The organism is Comamonas sp. JUb58 (assembly GCF_004364775.1).
Taxonomy (GTDB): Bacteria; Pseudomonadota; Gammaproteobacteria; order Burkholderiales; family Burkholderiaceae_C; genus Comamonas.
This window is the reverse complement of record NZ_SOAL01000019.1, coordinates 36219-52344: the sequence shown is the minus strand read 5'-3', so window position 1 is coordinate 52344 and position 16126 is coordinate 36219. Positions and strand designations below refer to the sequence as shown.

At 64.2% G+C, this 16126-nt stretch carries 14 protein-coding genes; 6 read left to right on the top strand and 8 right to left on the bottom strand.

The window, feature by feature from the left end; all coding sequences use genetic code 11:
• Positions 1-145: 145 nt before the first annotated feature.
• Both EDF71_RS19185 and EDF71_RS19180 read right to left on the bottom strand, forming a co-directional pair.
• Positions 146-880, bottom strand: coding sequence for a 16S rRNA (uracil(1498)-N(3))-methyltransferase (locus EDF71_RS19185; RefSeq protein WP_133858160.1), 735 nt, complete (start codon positions 878-880; stop codon positions 146-148).
• Positions 881-933: 53 nt separating this feature from the next.
• On the bottom strand, positions 934-2079 hold the full coding sequence (locus EDF71_RS19180; RefSeq protein ID WP_133858159.1) for a phosphotransferase: 1146 nt from the start codon (positions 2077-2079) through the stop codon (positions 934-936).
• A 123-nt stretch (positions 2080-2202) separates the two neighbouring features.
• On the opposite strand from EDF71_RS19180, the gene EDF71_RS19175 reads away from it, so the two are divergent.
• The 3 genes from EDF71_RS19175 (at position 2203) to rsmA (ending at position 7266) form a co-directional block, all read left to right on the top strand.
• Positions 2203-4668, top strand: a complete 2466-nt coding sequence (locus EDF71_RS19175) for an LPS-assembly protein LptD (protein ID WP_243854363.1) — start codon at positions 2203-2205, stop codon at positions 4666-4668.
• A 14-nt stretch (positions 4669-4682) separates the two neighbouring features.
• Complete coding sequence (locus EDF71_RS19170; protein WP_133858158.1) at positions 4683-6107, top strand: peptidylprolyl isomerase; 1425 nt, start codon at positions 4683-4685, stop codon at positions 6105-6107.
• 382 nt (positions 6108-6489) lie between these two features.
• Positions 6490-7266 carry a 16S rRNA (adenine(1518)-N(6)/adenine(1519)-N(6))-dimethyltransferase RsmA gene (rsmA, locus tag EDF71_RS19165; RefSeq protein WP_133858157.1) on the top strand — a complete coding sequence of 259 codons (777 nt, stop codon included), beginning with the start codon at positions 6490-6492 and terminating at the stop codon, positions 7264-7266.
• Positions 7267-7350: 84 nt separating this feature from the next.
• Here rsmA and EDF71_RS19160 read toward each other — a convergent pair whose 3' ends face one another.
• From EDF71_RS19160 to EDF71_RS19150, 3 genes are all read right to left on the bottom strand, one after another.
• Entirely contained in the window at positions 7351-7776 is a 426-nt protein-coding gene (locus EDF71_RS19160; RefSeq protein ID WP_027010748.1) for a barstar family protein, read from the bottom strand.
• A 135-nt stretch (positions 7777-7911) separates the two neighbouring features.
• Entirely contained in the window at positions 7912-8322 is a 411-nt protein-coding gene (locus EDF71_RS19155) for a ribonuclease (RefSeq protein WP_133858156.1), read from the bottom strand.
• A 166-nt stretch (positions 8323-8488) separates the two neighbouring features.
• The gene (locus EDF71_RS19150) at positions 8489-10801 is read right to left on the bottom strand and encodes an NADP-dependent malic enzyme (RefSeq protein WP_133858155.1); all 2313 of its coding nucleotides are present in this window, start codon (positions 10799-10801) and stop codon (positions 8489-8491) included.
• A 320-nt stretch (positions 10802-11121) separates the two neighbouring features.
• On the opposite strand from EDF71_RS19150, the gene EDF71_RS19145 reads away from it, so the two are divergent.
• The 3 genes from EDF71_RS19145 to EDF71_RS19135 all read left to right on the top strand — a co-directional run bounded on the left by EDF71_RS19145 (position 11122) and on the right by EDF71_RS19135 (position 12813).
• Positions 11122-11754, top strand: a complete 633-nt coding sequence (locus EDF71_RS19145; RefSeq protein ID WP_133858154.1) for a hypothetical protein — start codon at positions 11122-11124, stop codon at positions 11752-11754.
• Positions 11755-11834: 80 nt separating this feature from the next.
• Positions 11835-12206: a hypothetical protein gene (locus tag EDF71_RS19140; protein WP_133858153.1), complete on the top strand. Its 372-nt coding sequence runs from the start codon at positions 11835-11837 to the stop codon at positions 12204-12206.
• Positions 12207-12279: 73 nt separating this feature from the next.
• Positions 12280-12813, top strand: coding sequence for an ureidoglycolate lyase (locus EDF71_RS19135; protein WP_133858152.1), 534 nt, complete (start codon positions 12280-12282; stop codon positions 12811-12813).
• A 3-nt stretch (positions 12814-12816) separates the two neighbouring features.
• Here the strand turns inward: EDF71_RS19135 and EDF71_RS19130 are convergent, their stop codons facing one another.
• From EDF71_RS19130 to EDF71_RS19120, 3 genes are read right to left on the bottom strand one after another with little or no spacing between them, the layout of a single operon-like run.
• Positions 12817-13998, bottom strand: a complete 1182-nt coding sequence (locus EDF71_RS19130) for an amidase (RefSeq protein WP_133858151.1) — start codon at positions 13996-13998, stop codon at positions 12817-12819.
• A gap of 45 nt (positions 13999-14043) precedes the next feature.
• Positions 14044-15060, bottom strand: coding sequence for an ABC transporter ATP-binding protein (locus tag EDF71_RS19125; protein WP_133858150.1), 1017 nt, complete (start codon positions 15058-15060; stop codon positions 14044-14046).
• 15 nt (positions 15061-15075) lie between these two features.
• Positions 15076-16125, bottom strand: a complete 1050-nt coding sequence (locus EDF71_RS19120) for an ABC transporter ATP-binding protein (protein ID WP_133858149.1) — start codon at positions 16123-16125, stop codon at positions 15076-15078.
• Between the last annotated feature and the right edge of the window lies 1 nt (position 16126).

Sequence of the window (16126 nt, the reverse complement as noted above, 5' to 3'; positions counted from 1 at the left end):
AGGATGAACAGAGAGACGCCGCACTGCATCGAGACGGGGCTGAGCTTTTGTCATGGATATCTGAGCGCGCAGGCAAGAGGCACCTCCGTCATCCTCGACGAAGGTGATGCACGGCGAAACTTGATAGCCCGTGCCGGGCCAGCGCTCAAAGGGCCGCCAGATAACCCAAAGCCGCCAGCGGTGCCGTCTCGGCGCGCAGCACGCGCGGGCCCAGGGTGACCGGCGCAAAGCCGTTGCCGCGTGCCAGCGCTTCCTCGGCGGGAGACAGGCCGCCTTCTGGACCGGACAGAAAGACAAGGGGCTGGTTGCCCGCTTGCTGCACCGCCTGGGCCAGCGGCTGCGTGCCTTCGGCCAGCGACAGCACCAGGCGCTGCGCATCGGCCAGGCCGCCGGCCTTGATCCATTGCACCAGGTCCATGGGCGCATGGATGCGCGGCACCTGGTTGCGGCCGCATTGCTCGCAGGCGCTGGCGGCAATCGCCTGCCAGCGCTCCTGGCGCTTGGTGGCGCGGTCGCCCTTGAGGCGGGTGACCGAGCGCTCGGCCTCCAGCGGCGTGATGCTGGCCACGCCCAACTCGGTCGCCTTCTCCACCAACCACTCCATGCGCTCGCCCGCGGTAATGCCGGCCAGCAGGTGCACGGCACGGGCCGCTTCGCGCTCGATGGCCGTGTGGCCCTCAATCTGCACGGTCACATGGCTGCGGCCCATTTGCACAATGCTGGCGTCGTACTCGCCCGCCGGGCTGCCCGCCTCGCCGTTGAACAGGGTGATGCGTTCGCCGGGCTGCATGCGAAACACCTGCACATGGCGCGCCGCCTCGGGCGGCAGATCCAGGGTGGCGCCTACGCGCAGCTCAACGGGGCAATAAAAACGGGGCATGGGGATCGGACAAAGTGGATGGCGGTTAGGGGCTAGAGCTTCGGGTCAGGGCCTTAGCCCCGGCCCATCATCCAGCCGCCTTGCTCTTCAATGCCTTCGACCTCATGGATCAGGCGCATCAGCGGCACCAGCTCGCGGTAGCGCGAGGCCGTCGCGCGGATGTAGTGGAGAAAGCGGGGTGCATCGGCCAGGTAGCGCGGCTTGCCGTCGCGCAGGGTCAGGCGGGCAAAGATGCCGGCGACCTTGAGGTGGCGCTGGATGCCCATCCATTCGACTGCGCGGTAGAAGTCACCAAAATCCGCGCCAAAGCCCGAGGGGCTGTCGGCACCCAGCAGACCGGCCTTGCGCGCCTTTTCCCAGTAGCGGATGGTGATGTCCACCACAAAATCCTCTTCCCAGCTGATGAAGGCATCGCGCATCAGGCTGGCGATGTCATAGGTGATGGGGCCGTAGAGGGCATCCTGGAAATCGAGCACGCCCAGCGGAGCGCCAGCAGTGGGCGGCACCATCAGGTTGCGCATCATGAAGTCGCGGTGCACAAAGACGCGGGGCACCGACAGGTTCTGGGCCACGATGGCGTCAAAGGCGTTCTTGAGCACGGCCTGCTGCTTGTCGCTCAGCTGCACCTGGCGGTGCTGGGCGATGTACCAATCGGGGAACAGCTGCAGCTCGCGGCGCAGAATGGCCTCGTCATAGACCGGCAGCACGCCTTCGCGCGATGCCTTTTGCCAGTCCACCAGAATATCGACCGCCTGCATGTACCACTGGTAGGCGGCCTGGGAATCGGGCGGCTGCAGCTTCTCGATCACCGTCTGCGTGCCCAGATCGGACAGCAGCATGAAACCGTGGGCGGCATCCCAGTCCAGCACCTGGGGCGCATTCAGGCCGGCTTGCACCAGCAGCGCTTGCACCTTCACAAAGGGTTCGCTGTTTTCCTTGTCCGGCGGCGCATCCATGATGATGCGCGTGCCGCCTTGCTGGTCATCCACCCGCAGGTAACGGCGAAAGCTGGCATCGGCCGAGGCCAGGCGCAGGCTCTCGGGCCGCAGGCCATGGCGGGCCGCTACCGCTGCCAGCCACTGGTCAAACTGCGCGGCACGGGCGGCATCGGCCCACACGACGGGGGTAACGCCCTGTAAAGATTGCTTGGCGCTGTCAGGCTGGGGTGCTACAGAAGCTGCAGCAATAGGGTCAGACATGGGGGAAATTGGTTGGCTCATGGATAATGCAGATTCTACAAAGCCCTGCCGCCCGGCTGGGCCCCAGATCCAGATCCGTGTGCATGTATGCACCGCAGATGCACAGGCCAGTGGCTATTTCCCATGGATATTCACGCTTTCACCGATGTGGCGCCCGCCTCGCCCCGCCCTGCTGGCGCCGCCGCAGGGCTGCATGCGCGCGCAAAGACCCACACATCGCCCCGCACCTTGTCCCTCACCCCACTCCGCTTTTCCCCCACCGCCATTGCCCGGCTGTGCATGGCCATGCTCTGGGCCTCGCCCGCACTGGTGCTGGCCCAGGCGCCCGCTGGCAACGATGACGCCGGCCTGGTGCTGCGCTCCAGCCCCCGCCTGCAAGAAAGCCTGGGCTCTGACCAGCGCGGCAAGATGCCGGTCTACCTGGAAGGCGATGAGCTCACGGGCCAGACGGCGGACATGACCACCGTCACCGGCAATGCCAGCCTGCGCCGCGCCGACACCATGATCCGCGCCGACCGCCTGCGCTTTTACGAGCCCAGCAACACCGCCTATGCCGATGGCAATGTGCACATCAACCGTGCAGGCAGCGTGTTTGACGGCACCGAGCTGCAGATGCAGCTCGATTCGAACGAGGGTTTCTTCAAGGACGCCAACTACCGCCTGCTGCCCAACAACGGCTATGGCGTGGCATCGCGTGTGGATTTCATCGACCGCGAGCGCTCGGTCGTGCATGAAGGCACCTACACCACCTGCCAGCGCAACGACGAAGCCAGCTGGCAGCCGGACTGGATCATCCGTGCTGAAAAAATCAGCATCGACAACCTCGAAGAAGTCGGTGTGGCCGAGAACGGCGTGCTCGAATTCAAGGGCGTGCCGATCATCCCCATCCCCAAGATGAGCTTTCCGCTGTCGGAAAAGCGCAAATCGGGCCTGCTGCCGCCCACCATGTCGCTCGACAGTGACAGCGGCTTCACCTACGCCCAGCCTTACTACTGGAACATTGCGCCCAACCGCGACGCCACCATTACGCCGACGGCCATGGTCAAGCGCGGCCTGGCGCTGGGCGGCGAGTTCCGCTACCTGGAGCCCACCTACAGCGGCACCTTGGCCGGTCTGTACATGCCGGGCGACCGCCTGCGCGACCGCGACCGCTGGTCCTGGCTGTGGATGCACAACGGCAGCCTGGATACGCCGATTGGCGGCCTGGGGCTGAACATCAACGCCAAGCGCGTGAGCGATTCGGACTACTGGCGCGACTTCCAGGGCAACAGCTACAAGCTCAACGAGCGCCTGCTCAACAGCGAAGCCTCGGCCAGTTGGTCGCGCGACGACCACAGCCTGCTGCTGCGCGCGCAGAAGTGGCAAACCCTGCAGGATCCGCTCTCGCCAATCGTGCCGCCGTATGACCGCATGCCCCAGCTGCAGTACCGCTACACGCCGCAGAACCTGCCGCTGGGCCTGGAAGGCTCGATCGAGGCCGATGCCACGCGTTTCCGAGCCGACACCAGCCTGCTCAACCAGCCCAATGCCGACCGGGGCTATATCCAGGCCGAGCTGAGCCGCCCCTTTATTGCGCCGCAGGGTTACATCACGCCCAAGCTGATGCTCAACACCCGGCACTACAACTTTGACAACTCGGGCCTGTCCACCGTCAGCAGCGCCAGCATCACGGTGCCCACCGTCAGCCTGGACAGCGGGCTGACCTTTGAGCGCAACACGCGCCTGTTTGGCCGCAACCTGATCCAGACGCTGGAGCCGCGCGCCTTCTACACCTATACGCCCTACCGCGACCAGAGCATGATCCCGGTCTACGACACGGCGCCGTATGACTTCAGCTTTGCGACCATCTTCAGCTCGAACTCGTTCAGCGGCTATGACCGCATTGCCGACAACAACATGCTGACCGTGGGCGCCACCACGCGCTTCCTCGATGCCGAGACCGGCGCCGAGGCGGCGCGCTTTGGCATTGCCCAGCGCCTGCGCTTCTCGGACCAGCAGGTGGTCATGCCCAATGCCAGCTCGGTCAACGAGCGCTGGTCGGACATCATGCTGGGCGCCGGCATCAACTGGACGCCCAAGTGGGGCTTTGACACCACGGTGCAGTTCAACCCCGACAGCGGCCGCTCGGTGCGCTCGACCATGCAGGCGCGCTACAAGCCCGGCGACTACAAGACCCTGGCACTGGCCTACCGCTACCAGGCACAGAACAGCGAACAGATGGACCTGGGCTGGCAGTGGCCGGTCAATGAGATCTTTGGCTCCGGGGGCAAAAAAGCCAAGGGCGAAGGCCGCTGGTACACTGTGGGCCGCCTGAACTACAGCATGCGCGACAAGAAACTGGTGGACTCCGTCATTGGCTTGGAATACAGCGGTTGCTGCTGGAGCAGCCGCGTGGTGCTGCAACGTTTGCAGAACTCGCTGGTACAGGCGAACACCAAACTGCTGTTCCAGATGGAATTCACCGGCCTGACCAAACTCACCCTGGGCGCTGACCCGCTGGCCAGCATGCGCGAAAACGTGCCCGGCTACCAGTCTCTGCCCAGCGGCAACGCCTCTGCAGCGCCCAGCCGTTTCAGCAATTACGATTGAAGCATTCCCTGACCATGAAACAACGCATTCTCTCTTTGAGCGTGGCCTGCAGCCTGGCTTTGCTCGCTGGTGCCAGCGCAGCGCAAGGCTTCAAGACCAACGACAACGCATCCGCCGGCATGCGGGCGCCAGGCGCAGGCCTGAGCACCCCCACGGCCGTGCCTTCGGTGGCCGTCCCCGCTGCCTCGCTGGCCCAGCGCAGCAGCAATGCCCCCCGCTCTGCGGACTTCATCGTCGCGGTGGTCAATTCCGAGCCGGTCACCAATGTGGAAGTGCAGCAGCAGTACGACCGCCTGCGTGCCCAGGCTGAAGCCAACAACATCCCGGTTGAGACCGCGCGCCGCCAAGCGCTGGAGATGCTGATCGGCCAGAAGATCCAGCTGCAGATGGCTGCCGAGCGCAACATCACGGTGGACAACTTTGCCGTGCAACAGGCCGAAGAGTCCGTCGCGCGCCAGAACAGCATGACCATGCCCGAGCTGCGCCGCCGTCTGGCCAGCGAAGGCATTCCCGAGGAGCAGTTCCGCGCCGATCTGAAAAAGCAGCTGGTGATCCAGAAGCTGCGTGAGGCCGAGGTCGACTCCAAGGTACGCGTCAGCGACCTCGACATCGACCAGTACCTGCGCGAGCAAAAAGCCAAGGCGGGCCTGGCCAATGCCGCCACCCAGCTCAACCTGGGCCACATCCTGATCACCGTGCCGGAAAACGCCAGCGAAGACCAGGTCAAGCAGCTGCAGGCCAAAGCCCAGCAGGCAGTCGACAAGATCCGCGCCGGCGAAGACTTCAACGCGGCCGTGGCCGAATTCTCCGATGTGCCCGAAGGCAAGGGCGGCGGCGCGATGGGCCTGCGCCCGGCAGACCGCTACCCAGAGCTGTTCGTCAAGGCCACCCAGTCCACCGCACAAGGCGCGATTGCCGGCCCGGTGCGCTCGCCCGCGGGCTTCCACATCCTGAAGGTGCTGGAGAAGACCAGCGGTGAGGTGCCCGCCATCGTCACCCAAAGCCATGCCCGCCACATCCTGCTGCGCCCCAGCCCCCAGCTGAGCGAAGCCCAGGCCGTGGAACGCCTGGAAGACTACCGCCGCCGCGTGCTCGCCCACCAGGACACCTTTGAGGACCTGGCCAAGCGCTACTCGGAAGACGGCAGCGCCAAGGAAGGCGGCGATCTGGGCTGGGCCAGCCCACGCAAGTTCGTGCCCGAGTTCGAAGAAGCGCTCAACGCGCTGCAGCCCGGCGAGATCAGCCAGCCCATCGCCAGCCGCTTCGGTATCCACCTGATTCAGCTGATCGAGCGCCGCGAAGCCAAGCTCAACCAGCGCGAGCAGCGTGACATGGTGCGCTCCATCGTGCGCGAGAACAAGCTCGAGCAGGCCTTCAGCACCTGGGCGCAAGAAGCCCGTGCGCGGGCCTATGTGGAATACCGCGACCCACCCCAGTAACAGACCAGCCGCCTAAGAACGTGTTTATGATCTCCTCGCGCCGCGACAGTGTCTTTGCGGGATGGGATGCTAGGCGCAGTGCGCAGCCAATAGCTAGCTATTGGCAAGCGCTGCAACGCCGCAGACCGCCCGCAAAGACACTATCCCGCAGGGTTGGAGTGAAATCGGGCGATTTCTTCGCGCTGGCCCTTGCTTGCACCCCGGTGCAAGCTGCGGACCAGCCCTTCGAACTCATCCCGATTGCACTCCAACGCGGCTGCGTAGAGATCGTAAACACGTTCTAAGCGATGACCCTGCCCTGCGCTGTGGCGCTGCGGCGGTGTCATCATCGGCCCAGGCCTGCCAACCCAAGAGCGGTGCTTTCGCACCGCTTTGTCATTGCATGAAACACATTCCCCGCAAGCGCTTTGGCCAGAACTTTCTGACCGACCGCGCCGTCATCGACGCGATTGTCGACGCCATCAACCCGCAGCCCGGCCAAACCGTGGTCGAGATCGGCCCCGGCCTGATGGCGCTGACCCAGCCGCTGGTCGAGCGCCTGGGCAAGCTCAGCGTCATCGAGCTGGACCGTGACCTGGCCGTGCGCCTGCGTAGCCACCCGCAGCTCGATGTGGTCGAGTCCGATGTGCTGAAGGTGGACTTCCGCGCGCTGGCCCAGCGTCTGGGCGTCGCCAAGCTGCGCGTGGCCGGCAACCTGCCCTACAACATCTCCAGCCCCATCCTGTTCCACCTGCTCGAACAGGTGGATGTGGTTGAAGACCAGCACTTCATGCTGCAAAAAGAGGTGATCGACCGCATGGTCGCCGCACCCGCCACCTCGGACTACGGCCGCCTCACCGTCATGCTGCAGTGGCGCTATGCGATGGAGAACGTGCTCTTTGTGCCGCCCGAGAGCTTTGACCCGCCTCCCAAGGTGGACAGCGCCGTAGTGCGCATGGTCCCGCGCGCGCAACCCGCCCAGCTCGACGCCAAGCTGCTCGAAGAGCTGGTGCGCGTGGCCTTCAGCCAGCGCCGCAAGATCTTGCGCAACACCCTGGGCAAATGGCTGGAGGAAAAAGGCTACAGCGGCAGCTTCGATCTGCAGCGCCGGGCCGAAGAAGTGCCGGTTGCCGAATACGAGCAAGCGGCTGCCAGCCTGTCGGCACCTACGGCAGCCTGAGCACTGCCGGATAGAAGCGGCACATCCCACAAGCAAAACGCCCGGCGCAAGCCGGGCGTTTTTTCTGGGGAATCAGCCAACCGATCAGAGGAAAGAGTAGAAGCAGCGAAAGGGCACCTTGCGCTCGGCCCAGTACTCGGCCGCATCGCGGAACACATCCAGCAGTTGCTCGCGCGCTTCGCGGTCAAACTTCATTGCAGTAGGAATCTGGTCCAGCACCACGACAAACCCCGGCTGGGGGCCGCTTTTGTGCAAAGGGTCCGTCAGGCAGTCGAACAGCGCATCGAAGTTCTTGCCGTAGTGCGACGGAAAATAAAACTGCATGCCAATTAGTTCGAGCACATCAGCCTTCGACAGGGCGTGCGCCAGATTGGCGTACAAAAAGTGCTGCCCCAGGTTCTGGGCTGCATCACGCAGGTCTTCCAACCGATAGGCACGAATGGCCTGCACGATATTGGGACGCACGAAACGCAGCGATGTATCTTGTACCTGACGAAGTGGAGTGTCCATCTCCGTTGCTCTTTCCATTAGCATTTTTTAAAAACCACACCCCATCCCTGGAGCTCATTGGGCATTGTTGACTTAGCACATCACTCTGCGCAAGACATCTCTTGCGGAAAAGCGACATAGGAGGAATCTGACTGGCTAATTCACAATACGCCGAAAGCTGCTGTAGTGATCCTGGGTGTAGTAGCAAGTATCGGGCATTGTGGCGACCTGGCCACCACAAATAATGCGACGCGCCCCGCGATCGCGGGAACCGGGTGTCTTGACGGTGTATTCCCGGTAGTAACCACGCTGGTGCCTGGGCAGTATGCGTTCACGGTTACCAAATACCGAGCCGTCCTTGTCATAGGGAAAAGGGCCGCCTTCGAAGATCAGCGCATAGGTTTTGCGGCCTTGCGGCGGCAATTCGGCGACGGCCACCACGGGCCCATCGAAAGCGGATGACCCACTGCCACGGGCCTGAACCCCAGGCGGCAGCACAGCCATCACCGCAGCAAGCACGCCAGCCTTCACAGACGAGCGGGCCAGAAAACCCCATGCTTTGAGCATCAACAACACCTTTCAGAACTGCGGTCTTACCGCAAGTTCAGCCGGTCAGTGTGACGGATTGCCCCTCAAAATGCAAGAAGCCTGCCCAAAATTTGAGCAGGCTTCTCAGTATTTTTACAGTCGCTGGCGTTGCAGCATCAGCACAACTGCGCTGTAAATTCCTCTATCAGCGCGCAAAATTCGCGTCTGCAACGGCAACCGCCGTCATATTGACAATGCGGCGCACCGTGGCGCTAGGGGTCAAAATATGCACCGGCTGGGCGGCACCCAGCAAGATCGGGCCAATGGCGATATTGCCACCTGCCGCTGTTTTGAGCAGGTTGTAGCTGATATTGGCCGCATCGATATTGGGCAGCACCAGCAGATTGGCATTACCGACCAGGGGGCTCTCGGGCATGATGCTGGCGCGCTGCTTCTGGTCCAGGGCCACATCACCGTGCATTTCGCCGTCCACTTCCAGCCAGGGGGCCTGGATGCGCAGCAGCTCCAGGGTCTGGCGCATCTTGACGGCGCTAGGCTGGTTGCTGGAGCCAAAGTTCGAGTGCGACAGCAGCGCGGCCTTGGGCTTGATACCAAAGCGCATCATCTCCTCGGCCGCCATGATGGTGATCTCGGCGAGCTGCTCGGCCGTCGGGTCGTAGTTCACATGGGTGTCAACCAGGAAGACCTGGCGCTCGGGCAGCAGCAGGCCGTTCATGCAGGCATAGGTCGCCGTGCCGGCACGCTTGCCAATCACCTGGTCGATGTAGTGCAGGTGGATGGCGGTGTTGTTCCAGGTGCCGCAGATCAGGCCATCGACCTCGCCCTTGTGCAGCAGCATGCAGCCGATCAGGGTCAGGCGGCGGCGCATTTCGATCTTGGCGATCGGCACGGTCACGCCCTTGCGCTCGGCCATGCGGTGGTAGGACTGCCAGAAATCGCGGTAGCGGTCGTCATGCTCGACGTTCACCACATCGTAGTCCGTGCCTTCCTTCAGGCGCAGGCCAAACTTCTCGATGCGCTGGGCAATGATGGCAGGGCGGCCGATCAGGGTGGGGCGCGCCACGCGCTCGTCCACCACGATCTGGGCGGCACGCAGGATGCGCTCTTCCTCGCCCTCGGCGTAGGCAATGCGTTTTTTCGCTGCGCGCTTGGCCGCCATGAAGATGGGCTTCATCGCCGTGCCGGAGGCGTAGACAAAAGTCTGCAAGTGCTCACGGTAGGCATCCATGTCCTGGATGGGGCGCTCGGCCACACCGCATTCCGCTGCCGCCTGCGCCACGGCCGGCGCAATCTTCATCATCAGGCGCGGGTCAAACGGCTTGGGGATCAGGTACTCGGGGCCAAAGGACAGGTCCTGGCCGGCATAGGCATTGGCGACCTCTTCGGTCTGCTCGGCCTGGGCCAGGTCGGCAATCGCGTGCACGGTGGCGATTTCCATCTCGGTGGTGATGGTGGTCGCGCCGCAGTCGAGTGCACCCCGGAAGATATAGGGGAAGCACAGCACGTTGTTGACCTGGTTCGGGTAGTCCGAACGGCCGGTCGCCATGATGATGTCGTCGCGCACCGCCTTGGCGTCTTCGGGCGAGATCTCGGGGTTGGGGTTGGCCAACGCAAAAATGATGGGGCGCGCAGCCATGCGCTGCACCATGTCAGGCTTGAGCACGCCGCCCGCCGACAGACCCAGGAACACATCGGCGCCGTCAATGACCTGCGACAAGGTGCGCTTGTCGGTTTCTTGCGCGAAAAGCTCCTTATCTTCGTCCATCAGCTCGGTACGGCCTTTGTGGACCACGCCAACGATGTCGGTGACCATCACGTTCTCGCGCTTCAGGCCAATCTCCAGCAGCAGGTTCAGGCAGGCCAGCGCTGCCGCGCCCGCACCCGAAGCCACCAGCTTCACTTCCTCAATCTTCTTGCCCGCGACCTTGAGGGCATTGACCATGGCTGCCGCCACGGTGATGGCGGTGCCGTGCTGGTCGTCATGGAAGACCGGGATCTTCATGCGCTTGCGCAGCTCGCGCTCCACATAGAAGCACTCGGGCGCCTTGATGTCTTCCAGGTTGATGGCGCCAAAGGTCGGCTCCAGTGCGGCGATCACTTCCACCAGCTTCTGGGGGTCTTTTTCGTTGATTTCGATGTCAAAAACATCAACGCCGGCAAACTTCTTGAACAGAACGCCCTTGCCTTCCATCACCGGCTTGGAAGCCAGCGCACCGATGTCACCCAGGCCCAGCACGGCCGTGCCGTTGGAGATGACGGCCACCAGGTTGCCCCGGCTGGTGTACTTGAAAGCAGCAGCCGGGTCCTTGACGATCTCTTCGCAGGGTGCGGCCACGCCAGGCGAATAGGCTAGCGCCAGGTCATGCTGGTTGGCCATGGGCTTGGTGGCAGCAATCGCCACCTTGCCGGGGCGGGGAAACTGGTGGTACTCCAGTGCGGACTGGCGCAGCAGTGCGCGCTTGTCCAAAGCAGCGGGGGTTGAATTCTTCTCAGTCATGGCGGTCTCCGGCATCACGCAGCGTTCACTACGAAAAACAGCTGGAACATGCTGCCATCTGCATGCATGTCCCAACCGTATGTCCAAGGCCCAGAACGATTTCTCCAGCGCCGACAGCGGTGGATCGTATACAAGGCACGCTCCATTCTAGGCGCAGGCTAAAAATCAAGTATTCCAGTCGCCGACTAGAACTATGAAAAAGATTTATAACTTTTTCCAGTTAATGCATACATTGCGTAAAGAGCCCTGCTTCTGCCAGAGGCCAAGGTCTACAATGGCTAACGTTTGCGCTATATAGGCTCTGCAAGGCCTCATTTGTCATGGATTTAATGCTGCTGGTTGTTCTCATCTTGGGCGTGAGCTTTGTGCTGCGCGCCAAGGCCCAAAAGCAGCGCATCGCCTTGTTGGCCCAATATTTGCGTAATTACGACATTGAGAAGCTGATGGAACGCCTCGTCAGCAGCTATATGCGGGCGCTGGACGAGAAAGACAGCAACCGCCAGCAGCAAATCTGGGAACTGCAGGCCTCGGTGGAAAACAGCTTGGCCAGCCAGTTCAGCAGCTTTGCCGACACCCTGGCCAAGGCGCCCGAGCCCGCCAATGGCGCCACCTTCAAGATCAGCACCCAGGCCTTCTACTTCCCCTTCTCCCACCTGCTGGAAAAGGTGATGGGCAACCGCAACTCCTTTGACCTGCGCACTGCCATCCGCCTGCATGCCGACGGCATTGCCCGCGTGGTCGCCAACACCGCCGGCCGCAGCCCCAAGGAGCGCGCCTTCACCCTGCTGGCTGAGATGTATCTGATGCAGCACACCTGCCACTGGTACTGCAAATCCAAGGCCGTGGCCTCGGCGCGCATGCAGCTGCGCAACCAGACCACCTACGAGCAGGTCATCCAGAGCGTGTCGCCCGAAACGCGCCATGCCTACCTGGCCCTGCTGGGCGCGCGCTGATTTCCGTGATTGGCTGACACCTGGGCGCCGCGCCAGCGGCGACAATCAGCGGATTGACACCACCAATCCAGGGGAAGCCCATGCCAGCCATTCCAACCCGACTTGCCGCCCTGGCAGCCGTCGTTGCCACTGCCAGCCTGCTGAGCGCCTGTGACGAACGTCCCGGACCGATGAAGCCCATCTCCGGCACCGTAGCGGCCTCGCGCCAGCCCATGCCCGACAAGCCGCTGTTCAACGCGCCCATCATCGACAGCCACTCGGTCCTGCCCCATGCCAAGGCCGACACGCATGACCCGCTGCCCCCTGCCGTGCCACTGGCCTCGGCCGATGATCCCAAGACTTCCAACGGCGGTGCCACGGCCGAAGGCGGCAGCGTGAACCCTTCCGCAGGTATGGGCGCCGTCATCACCGACAGCAAGGGCGCGCAGCACGAAGCGGACGGCAAGCCTTGATGGCGGCGTAGCGGCCCTCCAACGGACGGCGGCCTCCTGAAAGCAGGCACCGTCCTTGCATGTCCTGGAAGCTATGCATCAAGCCCAAACCACTCCTTCGAACCGTCTAGAGGCCCGGCCTCTGACGGCGCACAACTTCTCGGCCTTTGGCACCGTAATCGGCCTGGCCGACCCCAGCCTGCCCAGCCAGTCCATCAACCAGGGCAACGCGCTGCGCTATGACCTGCTGCCCGATCTGCAGCTGACGGCGCAAGGCGGCTGGCCCATGCTGGCGCTGTTCCGTGCGCAGGCACGGCAGTTTCCGCTGGACGTCACCGAGGTCGAATGCCATGCGCTGGGCAGCCAGAGCTTTGTGCCGCTGGGCACGCAGCGCTTTGTTGTGGTGGTGGCCGCCGCCGGCCCAGCGCCCAAGGCGGAGGATCTGCAGGCCTTTGTGACCGATGGCCGCCAGGGCATCGTGCTCGCACCCGGCACCTGGCACCATGCCTTGCTGGCCGTCGAAGGCGGCGATTTTGCCGTCATAGAGCGGCGCGCCGATACGCTGGACTGCCGCTGCGAGGCGATCAGCGCGCCCTTGCAGGTCAGCCTGCCTGCTGACCTGGTCTAAGCCTCAAGCAGCAGCCAGCTGCTGCGCAATGGCGATCAAGCTGCGGTCCGTGCCTGCCGGGCCCAGCAGCGAGATGCCCAGCGGCGCACCGTTGCGGCTGGCCAGCGGCAGCGAGATCTGTGGAAAGCCCGCCAACCCCGCCAGGCACAGCATCTGCACCGCCTGGTTGCGGTAGGCCTCCAGCGATGCCTCATCGGCCGTGCGCAGCGGCGCAATATCGGGCATGCTCGGCATCACCAGCACGCCATCGCTGCCCAGCACATCCGCCAGATGCTGGCGGAAACGCGCACGGAACTGCTCGGCCTCCTGCATCTGCACATCCGTCACCTTGCTCGACCAGTCAAAACGCTCCTTCACGCCCGGGCCCAGCACGGGCGCATAGCGGCTGATGAAGGCGCCATCGGTCATCCAGGCCTCGCGGCCCTGGATATAGCGAAAGCTCCAGTACATCGCATCAAAGGAATCGAGCACCACCTGGCAGTCCTGCGCGCTGCCCAGCAGCTGCGTGATCTGCTGCAGCGCGCCATCCCAGGCCGGGCGCACGGCGCTGTCCACCAGGCCCCAGACATCGCTGGGCATCAGCAGGCGGGGGCGCGCGGGCAGCGGTGTGGTGTCGGGCGCCATCAGCACATCGGCCACGCGGGCAAAGGTATGGGCATCGCGGGCAAACCAGCCGCAGGTGTCAAAGCTGTGGCACAACGCCAGGGCCGATTCCAGGCTCACCCGGCCATGGGTGGGCCGTATGCCATACAGGCCGCAGTGGCTGGCAGGCGCACGCACCGAGCCGCCCGTGTCCGTACCCAGCGCAAAATCGCAGAGCCGGCTGGACACCGCCGAGGCCGAGCCCGACGACGAACCACCGGTGATGCGCTCGGGCGCATTGCCATTGATCGGTGCGCCAAAGTGGGCGTTGTTGCCATTCATCGAGAAGGCCAGCTCATCGGTCACCGTCTTGCCGGCCAGCGCCGCGCCCGCATCCAGCAGCCTCTGCACCGTCGGCGCCGTCTGCGTCTTGATGCCGGACATGGCCAGCAGCAGCGGGTTGCCGCCACCGGTCGGGTAGCCGGCAATATCGAACAAGTCCTTCACCCCAAAGTACAGGCCGCTGAGCGGGCCGGTGGCCGCATGGCGCACGGGCACATCGGGGTAGGGAACAAAGGCATGGGCAGGGTCGTGCAAGGGCATGGTGAGATCAATCCAGAGCAAAAAAGACGGTAGAAATGCAGCAGCCTAAGCGGCGGCCAACACGTTGGGGGCATAGGCAGCCGCCGTTGCAGTGTGCACGCAGCGCGCCATATGGCCAGGCGCCAGCGTGACTGGCTCCGGCACCGCTTGCAGGCAGGCAGCCGTGGCCAGCTTGCAGCGCGGCGCAAAGGCGCAGCCCGGTGGGATGGCGGTCAGATCGGGCGGCGCGCCAGCAATGGTCTGCAGCGGCTGGCCACGCTCCATCGCGCCATGGGATCGGCTTTGCAGCAAGGCCATGGTGTAGGGGTGGCGCGGGCTGCGGATCAGCTGCTCGGCCGTGCCCTCTTCCACGATGCGGCCGGCATACATCACCGCAATGCGGTCGGCCACTTCCACCGCCGCACCAATATCGTGGGTCACAAACACAATGCCCAGGCCCAGCTCACGCTGCAGCTCGCGCAGCAGCAGCAGGATCTGGATCTGCACCGTGGCGTCCAGCGCGGTGGTGGGCTCATCGGCCAGCAGTACCTGGGGGTTGCAGGCCAGGGCCAGCGCAATCATGGCCCGCTGGCGCATGCCGCCCGACATCTCATGCGGGTAGGCCTTGAGCCGCTGCTCGGGGCTGGGAATGCGCACCCGCTCGAACAGCGCCAGCGCGCGCTGCTGCGCCTCGCTCTGGCTCACGCGCTCGTGGCGACGTATGGCTTCCACAATCTGCGCGCCCACCGGGTAGACCGGGTCCAGCGCCAGCAAGGGGTCCTGAAAAATCATCGCGCAGGTCTTGCCCCTAAAGTCGTTGAGCGCGCCGCCGCGCAGCGCCAGCACATCCTGGCCCGCGACCCGGATCTGGCCCTTCATCGTGGTCTTGCGCTCGGGGTGCAGGCGCAGCAGGCTGCGCAGGGTCACGCTCTTGCCCGATCCGGATTCGCCAATCAGCGCAACCGCTTCGCCCTTGGCGACCGACAGGCTCACACCGCTGACGGCCTGGACCACTTTCTTGCCGCTGGCAAACTGCACATTCAGGTCCTGGATCTGGACCAGGGGAGGAGAGGCTGTGTTCATCGTGGTGCTCCGGGTTCAGGCGGCCAGCGCTGTGGCGGCGGCCAGGGGGTGGCCACTGCCGGGCTCATGCACCAGGCAGCGCGCGGCATGGTGCAGCTGCACCGGGGTGACGGCCGGCTCGGCCTGGGCACAAACCGGCGCCGCCTGCGGGCAGCGCGGGTGAAAACGGCAGCCCGTGGGCGGGTTGATGGGGTTGGGCGGGTCACCAGCCAGCGGTGCCACCAGGGTGCGGTGGCTGGGGTCCATCGACGGCACCGACGACAGCAAGGCCTTGGTATAGGGGTGGGCCGGCGCGGCAAACAGCGCATCCGAGGGGCCGATCTCGGCCACCTGGCCCAGGTACATCACCATCACCCGGTCGCTGATGTAGTGCACCACGCCCAGGTCATGGCTGATGAAGACATAGGTCAGGCCAAATTCGCGCTTCAGGTCGGCCAGCAGGTTCAGCACCTGGGCCTCCACCGATTTGTCGAGCGCCGAGACCGCCTCGTCCAGAATCACCATGCGCGGCTGCAAGGCCAGCGCGCGGGCAATGTTGATGCGCTGGCGCTGGCCGCCGGAGAGCTCATGCGGGTAGCGCTCGGCAAAGCGGGCCGGCGCCAGGCCCACCCGGTCCATCAGGTGGTGGGCGCGGGCGACTGCCTCCTTGCGCGAGACGCCATGCACCTGCGGGCCAAAGGCGATCGAGTCCTCGATCGTCAGGCGCGGGTTGAGCGAGGCATAGCTGTCCTGGAACACCATCTGCACCTGGCGGCGAAACTCTTTCAGGCTCAGGTCGCGCGAGCCCACCGTGCGGCCATCGAACACCAGCTCGCCCTGCGTCGGGTCCATCAGGTGCATCAACAGGCGTGCGGTGGTCGACTTGCCGCAACCGGACTCGCCGACCACGCCCAGGGTCTCGCCCTTGAGCACCTCGAAATCCACGCCATCCACCGCGCGCACCAGCTTGCCTTGCTTGAGCGGGAAATGCTTGGTCAAACCACGCACCGTCAACAGCGGCTGGGCAGGGCCCCCCACATCGGTGGCCAGCGCGGCGGTAGGGGCTAAAGAAGAATGCTGGAGCATG

Excerpts from the sequence above, each read along its gene's own strand:
- EDF71_RS19185 (WP_133858160.1), bottom strand. The coding sequence starts at position 880 with ATGCCCCGTTTTTATTGCCCCGTTGAGCTGCGCGTAGGCGCCACCCTG.
- EDF71_RS19180 (WP_133858159.1), bottom strand. The coding sequence starts at position 2,079 with ATGTCTGACCCTATTGCTGCAGCTTCTGTAGCACCCCAGCCTGACAGC.
- EDF71_RS19175 (WP_243854363.1), top strand. The coding sequence starts at position 2,203 with ATGGATATTCACGCTTTCACCGATGTGGCGCCCGCCTCGCCCCGCCCT.
- EDF71_RS19170 (WP_133858158.1), top strand. The coding sequence starts at position 4,683 with ATGAAACAACGCATTCTCTCTTTGAGCGTGGCCTGCAGCCTGGCTTTG.
- rsmA (WP_133858157.1), top strand. The coding sequence starts at position 6,490 with ATGAAACACATTCCCCGCAAGCGCTTTGGCCAGAACTTTCTGACCGAC.
- EDF71_RS19160 (WP_027010748.1), bottom strand. The coding sequence starts at position 7,776 with ATGGACACTCCACTTCGTCAGGTACAAGATACATCGCTGCGTTTCGTG.
- EDF71_RS19155 (WP_133858156.1), bottom strand. The coding sequence starts at position 8,322 with ATGCTCAAAGCATGGGGTTTTCTGGCCCGCTCGTCTGTGAAGGCTGGC.
- EDF71_RS19150 (WP_133858155.1), bottom strand. The coding sequence starts at position 10,801 with ATGACTGAGAAGAATTCAACCCCCGCTGCTTTGGACAAGCGCGCACTG.
- EDF71_RS19145 (WP_133858154.1), top strand. The coding sequence starts at position 11,122 with ATGGATTTAATGCTGCTGGTTGTTCTCATCTTGGGCGTGAGCTTTGTG.
- EDF71_RS19140 (WP_133858153.1), top strand. The coding sequence starts at position 11,835 with ATGCCAGCCATTCCAACCCGACTTGCCGCCCTGGCAGCCGTCGTTGCC.
- EDF71_RS19135 (WP_133858152.1), top strand. The coding sequence starts at position 12,280 with ATGCATCAAGCCCAAACCACTCCTTCGAACCGTCTAGAGGCCCGGCCT.
- EDF71_RS19130 (WP_133858151.1), bottom strand. The coding sequence starts at position 13,998 with ATGCCCTTGCACGACCCTGCCCATGCCTTTGTTCCCTACCCCGATGTG.
- EDF71_RS19125 (WP_133858150.1), bottom strand. The coding sequence starts at position 15,060 with ATGAACACAGCCTCTCCTCCCCTGGTCCAGATCCAGGACCTGAATGTG.
- EDF71_RS19120 (WP_133858149.1), bottom strand. The coding sequence starts at position 16,125 with ATGCTCCAGCATTCTTCTTTAGCCCCTACCGCCGCGCTGGCCACCGAT.